Consider the following 17675-nt stretch of genomic DNA (forward strand, 5'->3'; position numbering starts at 1 on the left):
ATTCAATCGTGCCGTTGCACGTTAAAGTCGAAGGAGGATGCACATGTTAACGAAAGAAATTTTATTATCGATGGGCTATACAGAGGAACAAGCTCAGCAGCTGTTAGAGGCACAAGGTGTTGTTATTCCAAAGACACGCTTTGATGAGGTAAACAATGCAAAAAAGGCACTTGAAAAGCAAATTGAAACGCATGATGCACAGTTAAAGGATTTGCAGGACAAGGCGAAAGGTCATGAAACATTGCAAGCCGAAATTACAAAGCTCCAGGAAGCCCAGCAACAAGCTAAGGAGCAATATGAACAGCAGTTACAGGAAGAGCGTTTAAGCGCGGCTGTTAAATTATCTTTAGCTGGTAAGGTACAAGATGTTGATATTGTAGCAGGCTTGCTAGACAAAGCGAAAATTGAATTAGATGACAAGGGCGCTATTAAAGGTGGTCTTGACGATCAGTTAACGACTTTGAAAGAATCGAAGTCGTTTTTATTTGTGCCTGAAAAGGAAACACAGCAGCAACAAACAAATTTAAGAGGTTTTGTTCCTCCTGCCGGTGACGGTGGTGCAGGGCAACCGAACGCACAGCCAAAGTCCCTAGGTGATGCTGTAGCCGCTTTTTTCAGCAAGGGCGAATAAACTTAAGGAAGAAGGTAATTTCACATGGCAGTAACATTAGCGCAAGCAAAATTAAATGTACAGGATGATTTACAAATGGGTGTAATTGATGAGTTCCGTAAGAGCTCATTTCTTTTTGATAATTTAACATTCGATGATGTTGTTACACCAACTGGTGGCGGTGCAACATTAACATATGGCTATACTCGTTTAAAGACACAGCCAACTGCTGGATTCCGCGCGGTGAATAGTGAGTATACACCTGGCGAAGTACAAAAGGAACGTATCACGACTGATTTAGCAGTATTCGGTGGTTCTTTCGAGATTGACCGTATTATCGCTAATATGGGCGGTATCGTGAGTGAAACAACATTACAAATGCAACAAAAAATCAAAGCGGCTTCTGCATTATTCAATGACACTGTTATTAACGGTGACACAGCTGTTGACGCAAATTGTTTTGATGGATTGGATAAAGCACTAACTGGTTCGTCTACTGAATACGACCCAGCGGTGGCTATCGACTTGTCTACTTCAGCATTAGTTGACACGAACTATTCTCGTTTCTTGGATGAGCTTGATGAATTCTTAATGGGGCTTGATGGTAAGCCTGATTTCATCGGTGGTAACTTGAAGTTGATTGCAAAAATCCGCGCAGCAGCTCGCCGTGCAGGAGCATACCAAATTACGAAAAATGATTTTGGTGTGAATGTTGAGTACTACAATGGCATTCCGTTAGTTGATTTTGGTGCTAAACCAGGCTCAAATACAGATGTCGTAGGAGTTGACATAGATGGTCATACGTCACTATATGCCGCTCGTTTAGGCTTAGACGGTTTCCACGGTATTTCAATGGCAAATCAGTCGCCTGTTAATACATGGCTACCAGATTTTAAAACAGCCGGAGCTGTGAAAAAAGGTGAGGTTGAGATGGTTGCGGGCGTTGCGTTAAAGGCTACCAAAGCCGCGGGTGTAATGCGTAAAATCAAGGTGAAGTAAGGAGAGAAATCCATGGCTAAAATTTATGCACCTAATAAAAAATATACGGGGGTATCTGCTACAGTATCATTTGTGAATGGTATAGGTGAAACGGATAATGAGCATTTAATTAAATGGTTCGCTTCAAAAGGTTACACAGTGGAGAAGGATGAAATGCATCCGGCTGATCCACCACTTGTTAATCCATTTGAAGGGAAAACTATTGAGGAATTAAAAGCTTATGCCCAGGAGCGCGGCATCGATATTGGTAAGGCTTCCACTGAGGAAGGGATTATCAAGAAAATCGAAGAGGCTCAAAAAGCAGAATAGGGTGTGATTGCATGCTCGAAAAAGTAAAAGAACGTTTGGTTGCATTAGGTGTCACTTTATCTAATGAACCAACGTCTACAGATGATTATTTGCTTACTTTTGCAGTAAATAAAACGACTGATCATATCAAAAACCAAACAAATTTAGATGCAATTCCTCAAGGGTTAGAACATGTCGCGATCGATATGGCCGTTGGGGAATTTTTGTTTACTAAAAAATCCATGGGTTTGCTTAGTGTAGATACACTCAATTTCGAAGAGGTGGCGAAACGTGTTAAAGACGGCGACACAGATGTTGAATTTGCTGTTGATGCAAAATCAACACCTGAAGCACGTTTTAATGCTTTTATCACTTATCTGCAACACAACGAAGTAGATTTCGTAAAGTATCGGGTGTTGACATGGTAAGCGCTCGTCGTAAAGCACTTGAAAAGCTATGGCGTGGCAAATGTACCGTTATTGCATGGCAAGAAGTCGAGGACCCAATCACTCACGTTACAACACATGGCGAGGTCACTATTCATGAAAATATTAAATGCAAACTATCCCATGAAAAACTCACTAGTGCATCATCCACTGGTGGACCAGCAATGATTACAAAGCAAATTAAATTGTCACTTGGAAATGAGTACGAAATACCAGCCGGATGTAAAATCATCGTTACTCAAAACAATGTGACGGGTGAATACACGCGATCAGGCGAGCCCGGCGTGTTTATGGACCATCAAGAAATCGTGCTTGAGTTATTTGAGAGGTACTCTTGATGGTTAGATGGGGAAGAGTTGATTTTCGCCAACTACAACGCATGCAGCGAAAGATGGAACGGCTTGAGCGTGCCGGATTTGATAAGTTTTGCGAAGATGCCGCAAAGGAATTAGCAGCACGTTTATTAGCGAAGGTTATTAAGCGCACTCCAGTTAAAGAAGGTACTTTAAGGAATGCTTGGACTGCTGGTAAAAAGCACTGGACAGAAGATGGAAAAGGGAATGTCCGAACTAACAGAATCGGTGGCGCTTCAGGTTTCGCAAATGGTTTAGAAGTTACTCAAAAAGGCGATGTTTATGAAATTACTGTAAGCAACAGTATGGATTACGCGAGTTACGTTGAATACGGCCATCGTACCCGTGACCACAAAGGCTGGGTAAATGGTCGATTTATGATGACCATTTCAGCTGATGAAGTTGAACGTGCAGCGCCAGCTATTTTAGAGAAAAAGCTTATGCGATTGCTAAGGGAGGCTTTCGATGGAAATTAACGATATCATGGTTGCTATTTCACGGAAGCTACATGAAGCGTTCGGTAGTAACTATAAAAAATATATGGATGAAATACCGCAGGGGTTTACGACTCCTGCTTTTTTCATTCAATTTTTGAATCTAGAGCAAAAGAAACAAATCGGCAAACGATGGAAAGTGACGACATTATTCAACGTGCAGTACTTCCCCAATGGCAGTGCGACAGATGCTGCTAATCACACATTGAAAGTACAACAAGCATTGAAAGAAATAACGCTGTTAAACGGCTCGTTGATGCTAGGTACAGGATCAAACAGTGAGGTAGTAGAGGGTGTTGCTCATAATTTCGTTCATTTCAATTTCTTCTTACAAGAAATCGAAGAGAAAGTATTCATGGGTTCATTAGACCATTATTTAAACAAAGAAAGGGTGGTATCAGTTGGCGAAAGAGATTGAGTCGAAAGTCGAGCTAGTGGATGCAGAAAAAGTAGGTGAGGTTATCACATCCAAGCTACCTAAATTTAATAAATCTCAACTGGTTACAAGTCGTAAATACATTCATCGTCGTGATGCATTGAATGCATTACTTAAAGAGGATGAGCAATATACGTTCGCTCAGGTGGACAAGATTTTAAAACAGTTCGATGAAGGAGGTAAAAAATAATGGCATTAGGTGGAGGTCCATTTTTAACACAAAACAAAGTATTACCTGGCACTTATCACAACTTTATTAGTGCTGCTCGCGCATTCGTCAACCTATCAGACCGTGGCTATGTCGGCTTACCCATTCCGTTAGATTGGGGCGTAGATGGCGATGTATTTGCTGTAACACAGGAAGATTTACAAAAGGATTCACGTAAAATCTTTGGTTATGACTATACGGATCCAAAGCTAAAAGGCATTCGTGATGTATTTAAAAATGCGATTACAGTATTTTTCTACAAGCTTGCTGTGGATGCTGTAGCTGCTTCTAACACATATGCTACAGCAAAATACAAAGGGATTCGTGGGAACGATATTACAATCGTGATTCAAGCAAATGTGGATGAACCCACTAAGTTCGATGTACAAACACTAATTGCTAATGTACTAGTCGATGAGCAAACGGCTGTTGCTACGGCTGCTGATTTAGTAGTAAATGATTTTGTCGTATTTAAGCCTGATGCCACATTAACGGTTACAGCTGGTACACCATTAATCGGAGGCTCAAACGGTTCTGCTATTACAGGTGGAGCGCACCAAGAGGCGCTAGATGCATTAGAAGCTTACGGATTTAACACGTTAGGTTGTTTATCCTCAGACAGCTTAATTAAATCTCTGTATGTGGAATACACAAAGCGTTTGCGTGATCAAGTCGGTGCTAAATTCCAATTGGTTGGTTATAAGCTAGGTGCTGTTGACCATGAGGGTGTTATTGACGTACAAAACGATGCAATCGGTGCGGATGAAGAAGTGTTTGGGGCAGTTTATTGGACTACTGGTGCACAGGCTGGAGTGGCCGTGAATAAGTCCAATACGAACAAGAAATACGATGGTGAATTTAAGCTTGATATGAGCGAAACGAGGACACAATCGCAACTGACAGCTTTATTAAAAGGCGGAAAATTTGTATTCCATCGTGTAGGTGAGGAAGTGCGAGTGCTTGAGGATGTGAACACATTTACTTCATTTACTGTTGATAAAAATGAAGATTTCAACATGAATCAAGTCATTCGTGTTTTAGATCAAATTGCTATCGATACGGCTCAACTCTTTAACAATCGTTATTTAGGTAAAGTGCCAAATGACCAAGATGGCCGTGTTTCTTTATGGAATGATATCAGTGCTCATCGTACAGAAATGCAACGTATACGAGCAATCCAAAATTACAATAAGGATGAGCTCCAAGTTGGTCAAGGTCTAGCGAAAAAAGCTGTACTCGTGAGTGAAGTTGTAACACCTACAGTGGCAATGTCACAACTTTATATCACTACCGAGGTAGCGTAAAGGAGGGGCAATAGATGAATCCAACAATGCATGCACGTGAAGCCATTCATGGTGCTCAAGGTCAAGCGTATGTAACGATTGAAGGACGACGCTTTTTGTTTGCGCAATTAATCAATTTAGAGGCGCGAGTAGACAAATCAAAAACACAAGTACCTATCATGGGACGCATCAGTAAAGGGAATAAATCTGTCGGGACAGAGGGAACAGGATCAGCGACGTTTTATTACAATACATCCATTTTCCGTGAACTACTTTATCGTTATCAAGAAACTGGTGAGGACGTTTATTTCGATATCCAAGTGACGAATGAGGATGGTTCTTCAACAGTAGGGCGTCAAACGACCATTCTAAAAGATTGTAATATCGATGGTGGTATCGTCGCTTTATTAGATGCTGATGCTGAATATTTAGAAGATAACTTAGACTTTACGTTCGAATCGTTCGAGCTTCCTGAAAAGTTCGCTATTCTAGCGGAAATGGAATAAAAAATGAGGTTGCCGGATTTTCGGCAGCCTTTTGTGATAACTGGAATTTGAAGGGGTGGTCGAATGGAGATGAATATAAGGAATGTAATAGATGGGGTAATGGAAGCGACCTATTTAAAAGCAACAACCGCAGAAGTAAAAATACTTGCATGCGAATTGTTGCTTAAAGAACTACAAACGACTACCCCGTCTGAATTACAAAATCACTTAGAAGAAATACTTTTTTATAAAGAAGGACCTAGATGCACTATTACATTATCTTTTCCTTTAGAAATTAGGGAACCAATGTAGACTTCGCAAATTCTACACCTTGTTCGGTTAATTCATAACAAATAAGGGTGTCGCCGTTTAAAGGATTAACTGGACCGTTAGCAAAGTTATTGACATGTGATATTACATGTTCGCTTTCTTCTAAGTATTCAATGGCATCCGAATAATATATCGCATCTTCAATGTTTATTGGTAGAAATTCCGTATAAGAACTACCATTCTTAAGGAAATTTTCAAAAGCCAACTGCAGTAAGTGTTTTTCGAATTTATTCATAATTTATCACCTCACTTTCTGTAAAAATTGTACAGTCAGTGAGGTTTATTCTAAATAAGAAAAGGACAGGTGGAAAATATGACTAACTTAACAGCTTTTTTATCGCAAAACGCAATTAAAATTGAAGTGGAAGAACATGTTGTATCAAAGCGATTTGTTGATCCACAAACCAAAGAACCAATGAAATGGCAGGTAGGAGCAGTATCGTCAGACCGTGATGAAGCATTACGTAAACAACATACTAAACGTTTACCAGTTCCAGGTAAGAAAAATGTATTCCAGCCCACAACAGATTACGATGGTTATTTAGCTAGTTTAGCAGTTGAGTGTACTGTATTTCCGGATTTAAATAGCATTGAGTTACAGAATTCATATGGTGTGATGGGTGCTGAAGCTCTTCTTAAAAAGATGCTATTACCTGGCGAATATGCTGAATATCTTAAAATTGTACAAAATGCGAATGGCTTTGACGTTGGCATGGATGAGGCGGTAGAAGAAGCAAAAAACTAATTAGTGACGGCGACTATGATGCAAATATTGCTTACTATTGTTTGCATAAATTTCATAAGTGGCCGTCGGAATATGATTCATTACCAAAGTGGGAAAAAGCTTTTGTTATTGCAGCAGTTCAGTTAAAAAAGGAAGCTGATGAAAAAGCAGAAAAAGAAGCTAAGCGGAAGAGTGGTAAAAAAGGTAAGCAAAAAAGGTAATGTGGTTTGTCCTTCCTTAATTATGTATATTTATGTATGAGGAGGGATAAAAATGGCACAAAATAAAGTGATTGCTGGTGATTATGAGGGGTGTCCAATTATGGGTTTTGTAACACCCGGAATTTATTCCAACCCTAAACAACCCCCACTTGAATTAACAAAAGCAAATGTCATCAATTACGAAATTATCACAGAAGAACATCGGAAAAGTGCGGCATCAGGTATTGCACGAGGTTTAGTTGGTGGTGCATTACTTGGCCCAGTAGGTTTATTAGCTGGATTAACCGCAAAAACTAAAGGTATCCATGTTATTGCTTTAGAATTTAATGATGGAAAAAGAAGTTTAATAGAGATTGATGAAAAAATTTATAAAACATTTATTCAAAAAATGTTTTAAGCCTGTAAGCACTCATTAATTTGAGTGCTTTTATTATGCAAGAAAGGAGGATTTTAATGGCAACGATTAGAACGGCAATTCAAATTCAGGATAATTTATCACAAGCGTTTCGTGCGATGAATGTAGCTATGCAATCGACAATTAGTAGCTTTGAGCATTTAGAAAGAGCTAGTGGTAATGCAATTGATGTATCTACTATCGAGATTGCAAGACGTGAATTAGCCCGTGCTGAAACGGCTTTTAATGAGATTGAGATACAAATTCGAGAAGCGGGCCAACAACAAGATAGATTTAATAGTTCCATTCGTGAAGGTACCAGCGCTGCGAATGCCATGTTAAGTAAATTATTAGCTATTGTCGGGACCTATATGTCACTGCAAGCCGTCGGGGATGTTATCCGTTTATCAGATGAAACTACAGATTTAAAAGCGCGTGTGCAATTATTGGTGGATGATATGCCTGTTTTACCGCCACAAGTATTATTAGCGGATTTAAAATTAGGTAATATAAGTAACTTAGAAACGGCACAGCAAATGATTTTTGATGCCGCACAACGCTCATATTCATCTGTAAAAGATATGTCGGCGTTAGTTTCTCGAATTGGTTCAAATGCTGGTGATTCTTTCAGTAGTGTTTCAGAAGTTGTAGCTTTCTCAGAGTTGATTCAAAAGCAATTTGGTATAGCTGGTGCGAACGCAACAGAAGCGAGTAATGCGACTATACAATTGTCACAAGCCTTAGCAAGTGGTGTGTTACGTGGTGAGGAACTTAACAGCATCTTCGAACAAGCACCAAATGTTATCCATACCATTGCAGATTATTTAGATGTACCAATTGGTCGTATTCGTGAAATGGCGTCTGAAGGTCAATTGACAGCAGACGTTGTAAAAAATGCGATGTTTGCAGCATCAGATGATATTAACAATAAATTTAACTCTATGCCTACTACGTGGTCGCAAATTTGGACAAATTTAAAAAACGATGCACAGAGGGCTTTCAGTGAAGTACTTACAGGCATTAGCGATGTAGCAAATAGTGATCGCTTTAAAGAGTTTTTTGCGAGCGCTAGACAATCATTATATACTCTTGCATCATATATCGCTGTTGCATTCGATATGATGACTTCCGTAGGTGCTTTTGTGTATGATAATTGGTCGTTGATTGCCCCTATTATAGGAACAGCTACAGCTGCTATAACTGCATATCTATGGGCACTATTAGTTTTAAAAGGAGCAGCAATAGTTACGGCTGCATGGCAGAGTATCTTAGCGATAAGGACAGCAGGGCAAGCGGCGGCAGCTTATATGGCGTCCGGTGCTACTTTAGCTCAAACTGCCGCGCAATATGGATTGAATGCAGCACTCTATGCATGTCCAATTACATGGATAATCCTTGCCATTATAGCCTTTATTGGTGTCATCTATTTAGCTGTTGGTGCTATCAATCATTTCGCAGGTACTTCTATTAGCGCAACTGGAATTATTGCAGGGGCGTTCATGGTGTTAGTAACGTATATCTATAACCGTATAGCGTTTTTGTGGAATATTTTTGCGGCTATTGCTGAATTTTTCGTAAATGTGTGGAATCATCCTATGTATGCCGTTAAAAAGTTATTTTACAATTTAGCGAGTAACGTACTTGATCAAGCGGCCGCGATGACCAGAGGGTGGGATTCTTTCGCAACAAGTTTCGTGAATGCGATAATATCAGCCGTTAATGGGGCTATTAAAGCGTGGAATTGGTTTATCGACTTGCTACCTGCTGATATTGCATCCTCTATCGGCTTAGGTAAAGGTACGGAATTTACTTACCGAACATCTGTGACGAGCGACTTAGAGAACATAAAAGGTGCATTAGACGACTGGGTTGGAGAAGCTCCCGAAGGTTATTGGGAAGCTCCCAAAATGGACATGAAGAATGTGGGGGCCGCTTGGGATACCGGATATACATGGGGTGCGAATTTATTCAGCGATGAAAAGGATACAGGTGCAAGTACATCTTGGGAGGATATCGCAAATAGTATCAACATGCCTGACTCAAGTGCTGTTGGTGGAGCTGGAGAAGACAGCCCTGCAGCAAAGCAAACAGCAGGTAATACCGCTAAAATGGCGAAGTCAATGGAAGGTACAGTCGATGAATTGAAATATCTACGTGACCTTGCCGAACGTGAATCCATCAACCGCTACACAACAGCTGAAATCAAAATTGATATGAAAAATGAAAACTACATCAACAATGAGATGGACATCGATGGTATTGTTAATCTCATTACGGAAAAAGCGGAAGAAGCTGCTGAAATATTAGCAGAAGGAGGCGACATAGATGTATAACTTTTTTATCGATGATGTGCAACTACCTGTCGCTCCTGGAGCGATGAGTACAAGTATTAAGAATAAAAATGAAACCATTACGCTCATGAATGATGGTGAAGTGAACATTTTAAAAAAGCCAGGTCTAACGGATATTGAGTTTGAGGCATTGCTCCCGAACGCACAATATCCGTTTGCTGTTTATCCGAATGGTTTTCAGCCTGCTACCCATTACTTAGAGAAGCTAGAGAAACTCAAAACATCACAAGAGCCATTTCAGTTCATCGTGAATCGAATGAAACCGGATGGCTCTTTATTATTCGATACGAATATGACAGTATCACTGGAAGATTATCAAATGGATGAGGATGCAGAGGAAGGCTTCGACGTGAAGGTGAGTATTCGGTTAAAACAGTTCCGTCCTTTTGGCACCAAAAAATTAAACGTCAAATCAAGCCCAGCTAGCACTTCTAACAAGTCCAATGCAAATGCTAATCAAAAAAAGGTCACGGTGGAAAAGCAACGCCCCACAACAGGCAAGCAGACACCGAAAACGCACACTGTCAAAGAAGGTGAAACACTATGGGCAATTGCCAAGAGACATTTGGGCGATGGCTCCAAATATACCGAGTTAGCCAAACTCAATAATCTATCAAATCCTAATCTCTTGAAAGTAGGGCAGGTGATAAAGCTTGGCTAAAAGTAAGCTATATATACTGTCAAAAGGCCGTACTTTTGAATGTGCCATACAGGAGCCGATTATATGGGAGACACATCGAAAAGGAGCACCAGGTAAATTGACCTTTGATGTCATAAAAGATGAAGAATTAGGCTTCCATGAAGGGGATGCCGTCCGCTTTGATTATGATGGTAAGAAGATCTTTTTTGGTTTTATTTTTATTAAAAAGCGTACAAACAATCGCATTATTTCTGTCACGGCTTATGATCAGTTACGTTATTTCAAAAATAAGGACACGTATAACTATGAAGGTAAAACAGCAGCCCAAGTTTTACAAATGCTCATTGCTGACTTTAAGTTGCAAGGTGGGAAAATTGCTGATACAAAACACATTATTTCGTCTCGTATAGAGGATAACGCAGAGCTCTTTACCATTATGGATAATGCACTTTCCATTACGACGAAGAATACCGGTGTGATGTATGTTCTATATGACGATTACGGCAAGTTATGTTTGCAGGATGTTAAAACGTTGAAGCTAGATATTTTAGTCGATGAGGAAAGTGGTGAAACTTTTGAATACACCACATCTATTGACGAAAACACATATAACAAAATTAAATTAGCTCGTGAAAATAAAGAGTCCGGCAAACGTGAAATCTTTATTGCGCAAGATGGTAAAAACATAAACGATTGGGGCATATTGCAGTACACAGATACGCTCGATGAAGGTGAAAACGGACAAGTGAAAGCCAATGCGCTACTAGCACTTTACAATCAAAAAACACGTAAATTACACATCAATAAAGTATTCGGTGATACACGAGTACGAGGCGGTTCTACTCTCGGTGTCAAGATGTACCTTGGTGATTTAACCGTGGCTAATTTTATGATGGCAGAATCGGCGAAGCATTGGTTTTATGAATCAGATCATCGAATGGATTTAAAACTGATTGGTGGTGATTTCGTTGCGTAGTATGGAGGATTTTTTAATTTTGGTTCAAAAAACGGTTTTAGGTGTTTTAAATGCTGAAAAGCTTTCAACACTTGTTTACGGCACTGTTATAAGTGTAGATCCATTAGAAGTGTATGTTGATCAAAAATTAACCTTAAAAAATAAACAATTAAAATTAACCCGTGCTGTCATGGATCATGAGGTCGAGATGACAGTGGACCATGTAACAGAAAATCGCACTGGTGGTAGTAATTATGAAGCGTTCGCGTCCCATAACCATGAATATAAAGGACGAAAGAAATTCCTTATCCACAATGGTTTAATCGTAGGCGATAAAGTCACAATGATTCGCGCTCATGGTGGTCAACAATATTTAATCATCGATAAAGAGGTGGTTTGATGCTTCCACAAATTGATAACGATGGATTGACACTCGATTTCGAGGAAGTCGTTGAACCATCAAAAAATTATAGTTTAATACTGGATAAGAATCGCTGTGTTGGCTTTGTCGATGAATTAGAAGCCATGAAACAAGCAATTTTTTTATTGCTGTCGGTTGAACGTTATGACCATATTATTTACTCGTTTAATGCTGGGGTGGAGTTTCGCGACTTATTCGGTAAGCCTACATCTTACGTTGCCAGCGAAGTGAAACGACGTATTAGAGATTGCCTGTTGCAAGATGATCGTATTCATGAAGTGGATTCCTTTGTCGTGACAACCAAGAAAAATAAAGTGCATGTACAATACACAGCACATACCATTTACGGACAAATCACAGCTGAGAAAGAGGTGGATTACTGATGGCTGAACCCCTAAATTTAGATATCACTTTTGAAGATTTAATGGCACAAAAGCTGGCAGGTGTGGATGATTCATTGGATAAGCGTGAGGTCACATCCATGATTTACAATGCCACAGCAGCTAATAGCGTTGAAACGATTCAAATGCTTGTCACACTCAAAAACTTCATTGATATGGTATTCGCTGACACAGCTCCAAGAGAGTATTTGATTCGCCGTGCTGCAGAGCGAGGATTGAAACCCCGTGAGGCGACGTATGCCAAACGAAAGGGGGTATTTAACATTGATATCCCTATAGGCAGTCGCTTTAGTTTAGATGATTTAAACTATGAGGTCATTGAACGGATTTCATTTGGGCAATTCATCTTACAATGTGAAACGACCGGGAATGTCGGGAACCTATTCTCCGGGCAACTCATTCCTATCAACTATATTAATGGTTTACAAACAGCGATGTTAACCGATGTGTTAATACCGGGAGATGATGAGGAAAGCACAGAGGCATTTCGGAAGCGTTATTTTGATTCCTTTGATTCACAAGCCTTTGGTGGCAATCGAGCAGACTATAAAGAGAAGGTAGGTTCGTTACCAGGTGTAGGTGGTGTCAGAGTATATCGTGCATGGAATGGGGGAGGAACTGTAAAGCTTGTCATTATTGACTCTCGTTATGAAAAGCCCACTCAAACTTTAGTAGAGGAAGTACAAGAGGCAGTGGATCCAATTGGTCAGAGTGGGGAGGGGATAGGGACAGCCCCCATTGACCATGAAGTGACCGTATTCGCCGTCAATGAAACAATAGTCAATATCGAAACAGTCATCACGTATCAAACAGGCTGGGATTGGAGCGCGATTGAAAGTTCTACTCGCGCTGTGATAACGAATTATTTTAAAGAACTTGCGGCTGATTGGGCACATAGCGAGGATGATAATGCAGGACTAGTTGTACGTATTTCACAGATTGAAACACGCATTTTAGGTGTAAATGGGGTCATTGATATCAGAGATACCAAATTAAACGGTGTGCCATCTAACCTTATTTTAGACAGAGAATCCATTCCGAAGTTGGGTGTTGTGAGTGGTTAGAAATATAGACATCGTACAATATTGGCCACCTGTATTACGTGACATAAAAGAAATGTTGGCGATTGCTAAAGTGGAAAACCCCGTACTATCTGCCTTATGGGAGCTATTGGAGCAAACATTAAATGATCAGTTTGTTGTCACTGTATCAGAGGATGGGGCAAATCGGTATGAGCAAACGTTAAACCTACAAGTGATGGATAATGATTCGATTGAGACGAGAAGGTTCCGTATTTTAACACGTTATCAAGAGCAAGCACCCTACACAGAAGAGGTGCTCATTCGACTATTAAATAGCCTGCTTGGAAATGGTGCGTATGAGCTTACGATTAATAAAGCAGATAAAACAGTAGATGTGAAATTGGAGCTGACCGTTAGGGGAATGTTTGATGCAGCAAAAGATTTATTAGAGCGTATCGTCCCACAAAATATGGAGCTCACAGTCCGTTTACGCTATATCCAACACAGCGTTCTACAGGATTACAGGCACATAGATTTAAAACCATTTACACATGACCAAATAAGGAATGGAGTGATTTCATGAAGCGAACGCTAAATTACAACTTACTGAAGCCGGATCAAACGGATTTTTATAATGTCGATGATTTTAATGGAAACGCTGATACGATTGACGCTGAATTAAAAAGGTTAAGCGATGCCATTGGGAATGGTGGAGCAGGCAATGATATTTTAACGCGATTAAATAACCTCGAAAAATATGTAGGAGATTTAACTAACCTTGGCACAACACAAAAAGCCAACTTAGTCGCTGCTATTAATGAAGTACGTCAGAATTTGATTGATCATATGTTAGACAACAGAGCGCATCTATTTGTAAAAGGTTATTTTAATGGTGATATAGATGGATTAAAGTCAAATGCATTATACCTAGTGACAACAGGTTCAATTAATACTCCATTTGAAGGTAATGGCAACCTTTTAGTTTTAGAAACTGGAACGGGTGCAGTGATGCAATTTTATAACCCATTACATTCAAGTGACTCTTATTTCAGAACATATGATGGTGTTGGGTGGACTAGTTGGGTTTTACATTTAAAATCGACTGATTTGACAATTGGAAGAGTCGGTCTACATTGTAGTCAGATATCCGATTGGAATAATGCTCTTGAAAATGGTTGGTATATGGGGACTAGAACACATAACTCTCCAGTAGACAATCCAGAAGCCGATACTTGGTTTATGGGTGAGGTCATATCACACAATCAATTATATGTTATACAAAAAGTATATCAATTCACAGACCCCAATAGAACAACATACGTTAGAAGTAAGTTAAATGGTGTTTGGACGGCTTGGCGTGAAGAATCATGGATTACGCTTTTCACATCTGTCAGTAATGGTAAAGCTACCGTTAATCAGGCGGTTACTGACATGGGGATATATACTGCGCCTGATGCCACTTTTGAGACTACTGCCACTAATATCCGAAAGTTAGGTAACAGCATAACAGGGAGCGGTACTTTGGTAAGAAATGGTGCATCTGTTCGTGTGTCTGGAACAACGCCAAATATGATACCTAGTGTAATTGTTGTACTTTATTCAAATACCGCAAATAGAGGTCGAACTGTGTATTGGCAAGGTGTTGGAAATCCTGATATAGTATCTTACATGTTAGATGGATCAACGACAATGAAGGAGTATTCATGTACCCTTAATGTATGGAATGGAGGCTTCACAATTGACATAGCGCATCCAGTTGCAAGTGGCGCATATCAATTTATAGCGTTTAAATAAGGAGTGAACATATGGATTTACCAAACAGAGTTTATTATAATCAAGAAGGAAAAATAGTATTTATGACTGGCGAACTGAGAGGCGCTACGGAACAACACTTACTTAACGAAGAAATTAACTACATTGAAATTCCGTTTGGAACATTAGATTATTCCGTTAGCAATCTAGTGGGGGTAAATGTTGATACAAAGCAATTAATCATAGAAACAATCGAAAAAGAAGAAACAGAAGAACAAAAACGCATCCGTGAATTAGAGGATGCTTTATTATTGCAAGCAGAAAATGAAGTAGGAGGTATTTTATAATGATTAATCCAGTAGTAGTACGCATTGCAGCAGAGCGCATTATGTCAGGTGGGCTTAATCCAAAGACGAATCAAACTTATGTCATAGATGACGTTACTAATACAGATTATAGACAGGCTGTCGAAGATTACATTTTAGAAATTACAGAAGGAATTTAAACGCTGTCGGAGATTAGCGTTATTTTTATGAGATAATTTTAAAGGAAATTCTCTCTTCTTGTCGAAAATATTAGACAGAAGGATGGGGATATATTATGACTGATAAGCAAAAAGCAATGGAAGCTATAACAAATTTTTTAAATGATACGGATAAAAGAATATTACTAATAAAAGGTTATGATAGTGAAGCTAAGTTAAAGGTAACGCTTTCTTGTTTAAATCAAGTATTTAAGCTAGGCATTATAAGAACTGGTTCTATGTCTGATATGTCACGCCATATTAACCGTGCATTTAACGAAGATTTGCTACCTAATTCAATTAAATCGACCGCTATCTATAAATTGGGAAAAATGAGTGTTAATTTCAGTAGTTACGTAAATCACACACAAAATAATCCAGAAGGTAATGAAGATACTTTTACTTTATTTTATCCAGTTGAATCGGTACTTAAAAATTTAAAAAGATACAAAAACTTTTTGGATGAAATAAAGCGTACGCAATCAAGGAAAATCATATTGGTTACTACTAATGAATGGAGTATAAAAGAATGGGATATTGAAAATCATATAGATGAAACTTTTTTCTATAGTGTTGAGAACGATAATCCTCAAATTATGACCAACTTAAAGAATAACGGAGCGATATAAATCTTGTTAAAATAAATAAAAATTATTTAGCACTCTCACTCGAGGGTGCTTTTTATATTACAACAAGACCCAAGCAACGCACTGTACCGAGCAGTGTTATTTTTACTTTCAAGAGGTGAGGGCAATGGAGTTATTAGTAGTAACAGGGGCAGGTATCGCTGAAAAAGTAGCGAATAGTTCGAATCCATGGATTTACTTATCCATCGTATTAATTTTCGCAGCATTGTTTGCTGGGCGCTACATTTTCAATTATTTAGTCCAACTCGATCAGTCGCATCGGGAAGAATCAAAAGAACGGGAAAAGGCGTTAATGTCACATTTAGAGCGTTCGAATGAATCACAAGAACGGACAGCTCATGCTTTGGAAGGTATCAATATAAGCCTTTCGACTTTAGAGGGGCGTGTTGACCGTATCGAAAAACATGCTTATAAAAAGGAGAGTGCATAAACATGGATTTAACAAACATTTTTATGATTGCAGCAGTAATTGTAGCTATTGTATTAGCGGTTTCGGAGGTAGTAAAGAAAACATTTAAAATTAATACACAATACATGCCGATAACTTCCATAGTTATCGGTATTTTAGTGGGGGCGATATTCTACCCACTTTCCAATTATCCGATTTACGTCATGCTAGTAGCTGGTTTTGTTGCAGGACTAACAGCATCAGGTACATTTGACTTGTTAAAAGCAGCTAAAAAAGAGGGTGGTTTTAATGAGTAAGACTTTAATTGTAGGAGGGCATGGTGCAGGAGATCCAGGAGCAGTAGGTGGGGGACATAATGAGCGCGACGCTATGAGATTATTAGCTAAAGAAATTAAAGCGCTAATCCCATCGTATGTGGACGTTTACGATACAAACCTCAATATGTTTCGGGAAACTAACAAAGGTAAAGGTATTTACATTACGCCATACCAAAATATCATCGAGCTGCATATGGACGCCTCTAGCAAAACCAGCGTAAGAGGTGGTCATGTGATTATTCATAAAAACTTTAAGCCGGACGCTTTGGATTTAAAGTTAGCCAAAGCAATAAAAGAGCGTGTAGGGTGGTCACGTAAAGATGGCTTTGACTACCGAAACAACCTATTGAACCTCAATATATGCGCAAAGAAAGGCATCAGCTATCGACTTTTAGAACTAGGATTTATTTCAAATGCCCAGGACCGAGCTAGCATCATTACAGAAGTAAAAGAAACAGCACGTGTGATTGCAGAGGCGATTACAGGGAAAAGCCTAGACAAATCAGCACCATCAAAAAAGGAGGAAACAGAAGTGGTTCAGTTATTAAATGAAACAGGTCGAGCTGAAATTCGATCCTTATTAAAGGAAGCTCGTAATGCAACATATTTAGTTAATGGTAAGGAGGAACCGATTATCAATCCTCGAGTGCATACAGACGATGCGATTGCAAAATATGACGATGTAAAATTATTGAGCTATCAAGCAGCTGTAATTAGTCGTACATTCAATCAATAAGTAAAAGCCCGTTACCTAATTGGTATCGGGCTTTTTGCGTTTTATTGACTAATACTTTAAAAGTGGATTATATTGTAAATGATGAAATGGCTATTCATCGAGTGCGTGAGAAGAGAGGGCGAGCTAATCGCTCTCTTTTTTTATTTTGTCAATACTTTGTGCCAAATTTAAAATTTGAGCATTTAGAAGGGTTTAGAATGATTAAATAGAACTATGTGTGTATAACTGGA

General features: G+C 39.2%; 28 protein-coding genes. 27 read left to right on the plus strand and 1 reads right to left on the minus strand.

Going from position 1 to position 17675, the window contains the following annotated elements; all coding sequences use genetic code 11:
* Nucleotides 1-43 precede the first annotated feature (43 nt).
* The 11 genes from AAGS61_RS01715 (at nucleotide 44) to AAGS61_RS01765 (ending at nucleotide 5914) form a co-directional block, all read left to right on the plus strand.
* A complete protein-coding gene (locus tag AAGS61_RS01715; RefSeq protein WP_391366651.1) occupies nucleotides 44-631 on the plus strand; it encodes a phage scaffolding protein in 588 nt (195 codons plus the stop codon).
* 24 nt (nucleotides 632-655) lie between these two features.
* Complete coding sequence (locus tag AAGS61_RS01720) at nucleotides 656-1609, plus strand: major capsid protein (RefSeq protein WP_391366653.1); 954 nt, start codon at nucleotides 656-658, stop codon at nucleotides 1607-1609.
* A gap of 12 nt (nucleotides 1610-1621) precedes the next feature.
* Nucleotides 1622-1918: a hypothetical protein gene (locus AAGS61_RS01725; RefSeq protein WP_391366655.1), complete on the plus strand. Its 297-nt coding sequence runs from the start codon at nucleotides 1622-1624 to the stop codon at nucleotides 1916-1918.
* Nucleotides 1919-1929: 11 nt separating this feature from the next.
* Nucleotides 1930-2325 carry a hypothetical protein gene (locus tag AAGS61_RS01730; protein WP_391366656.1) on the plus strand — a complete coding sequence of 132 codons (396 nt, stop codon included), beginning with the start codon at nucleotides 1930-1932 and terminating at the stop codon, nucleotides 2323-2325.
* On the plus strand, nucleotides 2319-2681 hold the full coding sequence (locus tag AAGS61_RS01735; RefSeq protein WP_391366658.1) for a hypothetical protein: 363 nt from the start codon (nucleotides 2319-2321) through the stop codon (nucleotides 2679-2681). Before AAGS61_RS01730 ends, AAGS61_RS01735 begins: the two co-directional genes overlap by 7 nt.
* The gene (locus tag AAGS61_RS01740; protein WP_391366660.1) at nucleotides 2681-3172 is read left to right on the plus strand and encodes an HK97 gp10 family phage protein; all 492 of its coding nucleotides are present in this window, start codon (nucleotides 2681-2683) and stop codon (nucleotides 3170-3172) included. The genes AAGS61_RS01735 and AAGS61_RS01740 overlap by 1 nt, the downstream gene beginning before the upstream one ends.
* Entirely contained in the window at nucleotides 3162-3608 is a 447-nt protein-coding gene (locus AAGS61_RS01745; RefSeq protein WP_391366661.1) for a phage tail terminator family protein, read from the plus strand. Before AAGS61_RS01740 ends, AAGS61_RS01745 begins: the two co-directional genes overlap by 11 nt.
* On the plus strand, nucleotides 3592-3816 hold the full coding sequence (locus tag AAGS61_RS01750; protein ID WP_391366662.1) for a hypothetical protein: 225 nt from the start codon (nucleotides 3592-3594) through the stop codon (nucleotides 3814-3816). The genes AAGS61_RS01745 and AAGS61_RS01750 overlap by 17 nt, the downstream gene beginning before the upstream one ends.
* Complete coding sequence (locus AAGS61_RS01755) at nucleotides 3816-5138, plus strand: phage tail sheath family protein (protein WP_391366664.1); 1323 nt, start codon at nucleotides 3816-3818, stop codon at nucleotides 5136-5138. Before AAGS61_RS01750 ends, AAGS61_RS01755 begins: the two co-directional genes overlap by 1 nt.
* A 14-nt stretch (nucleotides 5139-5152) precedes the next feature.
* Nucleotides 5153-5623 carry a phage tail tube protein gene (locus AAGS61_RS01760; RefSeq protein ID WP_391366666.1) on the plus strand — a complete coding sequence of 157 codons (471 nt, stop codon included), beginning with the start codon at nucleotides 5153-5155 and terminating at the stop codon, nucleotides 5621-5623.
* A gap of 63 nt (nucleotides 5624-5686) precedes the next feature.
* Complete coding sequence (locus AAGS61_RS01765) at nucleotides 5687-5914, plus strand: hypothetical protein (RefSeq protein ID WP_391366668.1); 228 nt, start codon at nucleotides 5687-5689, stop codon at nucleotides 5912-5914.
* Here the strand turns inward: AAGS61_RS01765 and AAGS61_RS01770 are convergent.
* A complete protein-coding gene (locus tag AAGS61_RS01770) occupies nucleotides 5898-6167 on the minus strand; it encodes a hypothetical protein (protein WP_391366669.1) in 270 nt (89 codons plus the stop codon). The genes AAGS61_RS01765 and AAGS61_RS01770 overlap by 17 nt on opposite strands.
* Nucleotides 6168-6245: 78 nt before the next feature.
* On the opposite strand from AAGS61_RS01770, the gene AAGS61_RS01775 reads away from it, so the two are divergent.
* The 16 genes from AAGS61_RS01775 (at nucleotide 6246) to AAGS61_RS01850 (ending at nucleotide 17445) form a co-directional block, all read left to right on the plus strand.
* Nucleotides 6246-6677 carry a phage tail assembly chaperone gene (locus AAGS61_RS01775; RefSeq protein WP_391366671.1) on the plus strand — a complete coding sequence of 144 codons (432 nt, stop codon included), beginning with the start codon at nucleotides 6246-6248 and terminating at the stop codon, nucleotides 6675-6677.
* A 252-nt stretch (nucleotides 6678-6929) separates the two neighbouring features.
* The gene (locus tag AAGS61_RS01780) at nucleotides 6930-7274 is read left to right on the plus strand and encodes a hypothetical protein (RefSeq protein ID WP_391366673.1); all 345 of its coding nucleotides are present in this window, start codon (nucleotides 6930-6932) and stop codon (nucleotides 7272-7274) included.
* Between the two features lie 56 nt (nucleotides 7275-7330).
* Complete coding sequence (locus tag AAGS61_RS01785; RefSeq protein ID WP_391366675.1) at nucleotides 7331-9604, plus strand: tape measure protein; 2274 nt, start codon at nucleotides 7331-7333, stop codon at nucleotides 9602-9604.
* Nucleotides 9597-10283 carry a LysM peptidoglycan-binding domain-containing protein gene (locus AAGS61_RS01790; RefSeq protein WP_391366677.1) on the plus strand — a complete coding sequence of 229 codons (687 nt, stop codon included), beginning with the start codon at nucleotides 9597-9599 and terminating at the stop codon, nucleotides 10281-10283. The genes AAGS61_RS01785 and AAGS61_RS01790 overlap by 8 nt, the downstream gene beginning before the upstream one ends.
* Complete coding sequence (locus AAGS61_RS01795) at nucleotides 10276-11238, plus strand: XkdQ/YqbQ family protein (RefSeq protein WP_391366679.1); 963 nt, start codon at nucleotides 10276-10278, stop codon at nucleotides 11236-11238. Before AAGS61_RS01790 ends, AAGS61_RS01795 begins: the two co-directional genes overlap by 8 nt.
* A 19-nt stretch (nucleotides 11239-11257) precedes the next feature.
* Nucleotides 11258-11617, plus strand: coding sequence for a DUF2577 domain-containing protein (locus AAGS61_RS01800; protein ID WP_391366680.1), 360 nt, complete (start codon nucleotides 11258-11260; stop codon nucleotides 11615-11617).
* A complete protein-coding gene (locus AAGS61_RS01805; protein WP_391366682.1) occupies nucleotides 11617-12021 on the plus strand; it encodes a DUF2634 domain-containing protein in 405 nt (134 codons plus the stop codon). Before AAGS61_RS01800 ends, AAGS61_RS01805 begins: the two co-directional genes overlap by 1 nt.
* Nucleotides 12021-13103 (plus strand): baseplate J/gp47 family protein, encoded by a 1083-nt coding sequence (locus tag AAGS61_RS01810; protein ID WP_391366684.1) that lies wholly within the window; start codon nucleotides 12021-12023, stop codon nucleotides 13101-13103. Before AAGS61_RS01805 ends, AAGS61_RS01810 begins: the two co-directional genes overlap by 1 nt.
* Complete coding sequence (locus tag AAGS61_RS01815; protein ID WP_391366686.1) at nucleotides 13096-13644, plus strand: putative phage tail protein; 549 nt, start codon at nucleotides 13096-13098, stop codon at nucleotides 13642-13644. Before AAGS61_RS01810 ends, AAGS61_RS01815 begins: the two co-directional genes overlap by 8 nt.
* Nucleotides 13641-14855: a pyocin knob domain-containing protein gene (locus tag AAGS61_RS01820; RefSeq protein WP_391366688.1), complete on the plus strand. Its 1215-nt coding sequence runs from the start codon at nucleotides 13641-13643 to the stop codon at nucleotides 14853-14855. The genes AAGS61_RS01815 and AAGS61_RS01820 overlap by 4 nt, the downstream gene beginning before the upstream one ends.
* Before the next feature lie 11 nt (nucleotides 14856-14866).
* Complete coding sequence (locus tag AAGS61_RS01825) at nucleotides 14867-15160, plus strand: hypothetical protein (RefSeq protein ID WP_391366690.1); 294 nt, start codon at nucleotides 14867-14869, stop codon at nucleotides 15158-15160.
* Nucleotides 15160-15318 carry a hypothetical protein gene (locus tag AAGS61_RS01830; RefSeq protein WP_391366691.1) on the plus strand — a complete coding sequence of 53 codons (159 nt, stop codon included), beginning with the start codon at nucleotides 15160-15162 and terminating at the stop codon, nucleotides 15316-15318. Before AAGS61_RS01825 ends, AAGS61_RS01830 begins: the two co-directional genes overlap by 1 nt.
* A 95-nt stretch (nucleotides 15319-15413) precedes the next feature.
* Entirely contained in the window at nucleotides 15414-15965 is a 552-nt protein-coding gene (locus AAGS61_RS01835) for a hypothetical protein (RefSeq protein WP_391366693.1), read from the plus strand.
* A gap of 124 nt (nucleotides 15966-16089) precedes the next feature.
* Nucleotides 16090-16413 (plus strand): hypothetical protein, encoded by a 324-nt coding sequence (locus AAGS61_RS01840; protein WP_391366695.1) that lies wholly within the window; start codon nucleotides 16090-16092, stop codon nucleotides 16411-16413.
* A gap of 2 nt (nucleotides 16414-16415) precedes the next feature.
* A complete protein-coding gene (locus tag AAGS61_RS01845; RefSeq protein WP_391366696.1) occupies nucleotides 16416-16688 on the plus strand; it encodes a holin in 273 nt (90 codons plus the stop codon).
* Nucleotides 16681-17445: an N-acetylmuramoyl-L-alanine amidase gene (locus AAGS61_RS01850; protein WP_391366698.1), complete on the plus strand. Its 765-nt coding sequence runs from the start codon at nucleotides 16681-16683 to the stop codon at nucleotides 17443-17445. The genes AAGS61_RS01845 and AAGS61_RS01850 overlap by 8 nt, the downstream gene beginning before the upstream one ends.
* Nucleotides 17446-17675 lie beyond the last annotated feature (230 nt).

The sequence above is a fragment of the Lysinibacillus sp. KU-BSD001 genome (assembly GCF_042920265.1).
Classification (GTDB): domain Bacteria; phylum Bacillota; class Bacilli; order Bacillales_A; family Planococcaceae; genus Lysinibacillus_B.